The 3,261-nt window shown below is 70.5% G+C and carries 5 protein-coding genes; 2 read left to right on the plus strand and 3 right to left on the minus strand.

The genetic code is table 11. The features are described 5' to 3' along the window. On the plus strand, positions 1-723 hold a 723-nt coding region (locus tag DD1DGNOD_RS08880), incomplete at its 5' end, for a transposase (protein WP_131769872.1). Here the strand turns inward: DD1DGNOD_RS08880 and DD1DGNOD_RS08885 are convergent. Genes DD1DGNOD_RS08885 through DD1DGNOD_RS29110 form a run of 3 tightly spaced genes read right to left on the minus strand, consistent with a single transcriptional unit; the run spans position 680 to position 2,434 of the window. After that, positions 680-1,483: a tyrosine-type recombinase/integrase gene (locus DD1DGNOD_RS08885; protein WP_241255583.1), complete on the minus strand. Its 804-nt coding sequence runs from the start codon at positions 1,481-1,483 to the stop codon at positions 680-682. The genes DD1DGNOD_RS08880 and DD1DGNOD_RS08885 overlap by 44 nt on opposite strands. 35 nt (positions 1,484-1,518) lie before the next feature. After that, complete coding sequence (locus DD1DGNOD_RS29105) at positions 1,519-1,983, minus strand: tyrosine-type recombinase/integrase (RefSeq protein WP_241251081.1); 465 nt, start codon at positions 1,981-1,983, stop codon at positions 1,519-1,521. Then, complete coding sequence (locus DD1DGNOD_RS29110; protein WP_241251082.1) at positions 1,910-2,434, minus strand: hypothetical protein; 525 nt, start codon at positions 2,432-2,434, stop codon at positions 1,910-1,912. The genes DD1DGNOD_RS29105 and DD1DGNOD_RS29110 overlap by 74 nt, the downstream gene beginning before the upstream one ends. Before the next feature lie 243 nt (positions 2,435-2,677). Between DD1DGNOD_RS29110 and DD1DGNOD_RS08895 the strand changes: the two genes are divergently transcribed. Further along, positions 2,678-3,261, plus strand: a 584-nt coding sequence (locus tag DD1DGNOD_RS08895; protein ID WP_346434293.1) for a group II intron reverse transcriptase/maturase, incomplete at its 3' end; no start/stop codon positions are given.

A 3,261-nucleotide genomic window follows, 5' to 3' on the forward strand; every position in this document is an offset into this window, starting at 1 on the left:
AGCGGCGAGAGCACCTACGCCGACCAGCTGATCCGCGCGCTGCGCCCGGGGATGATCCTGCTGGCCGACCGGGGCTTCGCCGCCGGCTGGCTGCTGACCAAGGCCGCGGCGACGGGCGCGGACCTGCTGGTGCGGGTCACCAACAACCGGCTGCTGCCCGTACTGGAGCGCTACCCGGACGGGTCGTGGCGCTCGAAGGTCGGCACGCTCCCGGTACGGGTCGTGCGCTGCCAGATCACGATCGCCACGGCCGCCGGGCGGAAGACCGGCTACTACACGCTCGTGACGACCGTGCTCGACCCGACGATCCCGGCCTCCGACCTCGTCCGGCTCTACCACGACCGCTGGCTGATCGAGACCGCGTTCCTCGAGCTCAAGGACACGATCCTCGACGGCAGGGTCCTGCGCGCGCGGACCCCGGACGGGGTCGCCCAGGAAATCTACGCGATCCTGGTCGTCTACCAGACGCTACGCACCGCGATCGTCGACGCCGCGCTCACCACGCCCGGGACCGACCCAGGCCGCGGCAGCTTCACCGTCGCACTGGACAAGGCCCGCGGCCAGCTGACCCTGGCCGCGGGCGTCCTGGACAACCCCGACGACCTGGCCGGAAAGATCGGCCAGGCCGTCCTCGCCGCCCTCCTGCCCGACCGGGGCCTGCGCGTGAGTCCCCGGGTGGTCAAGCGGCGGCATAACCGAACGCCCTTGGGCCTAACCAGGTAGACAGGACCGGGAGGCGGGCCTGGACGTCCCCGCCGTCGCGATACCAGTCCAGCAGCGCCGCGACCCTCAGGTCGTGCAGCCGCGGGGCCCGCTGCCCGGGCGGGGCCTTGATGCCCGCCGCCGTGACGAGCCCAGCGAACGTCTTGGGGGTGTTGCGGTTGTCCAGCGGTCTGCCGAGGCTGTTGACGAGGAACGTGCCCGCCTCCGCCTCGGGGAACGCCTCATCGCGGGCCCGCTCATAGGCGCGCAGGGCGGCGGCCGCGGTCCGGTGGAGGAACACCACGCGGGACTTGCCGAACTTGGAGTCCTCGATCGTAATCGTCTCGGCGTTCAGGTCGACGTCGTCGCGGTCGAGGCGGCATGCCTCGCCTTGGCGCATGCCGGTCACGGCCAGCAGGCCGATGAGCGTCCGCCAGGTCACCGCCCGGAACGCGGGCTGGAGCGTTCTGGCCGCGCTCATCAGGGCGGTGACCTCCTGTGGGGAGTAGAGGTAGGGCGGTATCCGCCACTGGCGGCGGTCCAGCACGTCCTCGGGCGGGACCTCGGTGGCCGGGTCCAGCGGCTGCATGTGGCGGGCGAAGATCCGCACCACGTCGAGGCGGCGGGCCTGGTAGGCCTCGTGGTCGCTGGCGGTCGATGTCGCCCACTCCACCGCCAGATCCGTGGTCACCGTGCCGGCATCGCGGTCTTCGCAGAACCGGATGAAGCTCATCAGCCTCGGCCCGTGGCTCTCCAGCCTGAACCCCAGGGCCCTGCGCATGGCCAGGTAATCCTCAGCCCTGGCCCTCAGCCCGCTCACTGCCCGGCCCCCGGCCACTGGCGGGCCAGCGGGCGCAGCGCGTTCTGGTCGACCTTGGCATAAATCGAGGTGGACAGCTGGCTGCGGTGCCGCAGTACCTGCCCAACCTCAGGCAGCGAGGCCCCGGCCCGCAGCATCTCGGTCGCCAGCGCGTGCCGGAACCGGTGGGTGCCCCGCCGGTCCAGCCCGGACCGCTCGCAGGCCCTGCCCATGACGGCCCGGACCGACTCCGGCGTCAGCGGCCGGTAGGGCCGCCGGACCGTCACGAACGCCGACCGCGACTCGCACTTCGGCCGCCCGTGCTCCAGCCAGGCGGCGAGTGCCTCCCCTGCCAGGGCCGGCAGCGGGAGCCGCTCGGTCCGGCTGCCCTTGCCGGTGATAGCGATCTCACCGGCCCGCCAGTCGATGTCGCCGAGCTGCAGCCCGGCGGCCTCGGCACCCCGCAGGCCGAGCCGGGCCAAGCAGCGACAGGACCGCATAGTCCCGCACGCCCGCCGCCGTGTCCCGGCCGCAGCCGGCCAGCAGCCGCTCGACCTCCGCAGCCTTCAGGCCGCGGGGCAGCGACGACATCCGCCACGACGCGACTGCGGGAACTGCCCCCGCCAGCGGGACCGCCGTCCGCCCGGTCGCGTGCGCGAACCGCAGGAACGCGCGCAGCGACGTCACCATCGCCTTCGCCGACCACGTGTTGCGGTCCTGCGTCCAGTCCACCATGAACGCGGTCACCTTGCCCGCGTCCAGGCCGCTGACCGCGCCCGCCCCGCCGATCCCGGCCAGGAACGCCTTCGACTGCTTGGAATAGCAGCGCACCGACACCGGCGACAGACCCCGCTCCCGGTCCAGCCAGCCGCCGAACTCCTCCAGCAGCGCCACGTCCGGCTGCACGCAGCCCGGACCCGCACCCATCTTCATGATCATCTCCTCGTCTGGAGGAACACTGACCACTCCAGACAGGCAGACCACCGCCCAACCCCGCAGGATTATGCCGAGATCAGGAAGCCGCTCACCGCCCTGACCAGGGAAACCAGGGCCAGGGTCGGCATAACCCGGACCTCGGCATAAGCCGACGACTGACTGCTGGGCTTCACCGGCCCCCGGCAGGAAGCAGAGGAGATCAAGGCCGAGATAGGGCGGTTCCTGCGTGAGGAACTCGCGTTGGAGCTGTCCCCGACCAAGACCATGATCACACACGGGCGGACGCAGGCCGCCCGGTTCCTCGGCTACGAGATTGTGGTGTTACACGCCGACCACAAGCACGATCAGCATGGTCACCGCAGTATCAACGCGGCGATCGGGCTGAAAGTGCCGGTCGATGTCATCCGCGCCAAGTGCGCGCCCTACCTACACCACGGCAGACCGATCCGGCGAACCGAACGTACCGTCAATACTGACTTCAGTATCGTCGCGCAGTTCCAAGCCGAGTTCCAGGGTGTCGGGGAGTACTACCGGCTGGCATTCAACCGTCATCGGCTCGGCTACCTGAAGTACGTCATGGAACGGTCGCTGACCAAGACCCTGGCCCGCAAGTACCGGATCACGGTCCCGAAGGTCTACCGCCGTTACCGAGCCGTACTCGACACCGAGCACGGTCCACGTCGTGGCCTTCAGGTCACCGTGCACCGTGATGGCGGACGGCTGCCGCTGGTCGCGCAATGGGGCGGCATCAGTCTGGCCCGGGACACCACGCCACGGCCCCTCAACGACAATCCGCCACGCATCTGGAACGGACACCGGTCAGA

The organism is Candidatus Protofrankia californiensis (assembly GCF_900634765.1).
Classification (GTDB): Bacteria; Actinomycetota; Actinomycetes; order Frankiales; family Frankiaceae; genus Protofrankia; species Protofrankia californiensis.

Excerpts from the sequence above, each read along its gene's own strand:
- DD1DGNOD_RS29110 (WP_241251082.1), bottom strand. The coding sequence starts at position 2,434 with ATGAAGATGGGTGCGGGTCCGGGCTGCGTGCAGCCGGACGTGGCGCTG.
- DD1DGNOD_RS08885 (WP_241255583.1), bottom strand. The coding sequence starts at position 1,483 with ATGCGCAGGGCCCTGGGGTTCAGGCTGGAGAGCCACGGGCCGAGGCTG.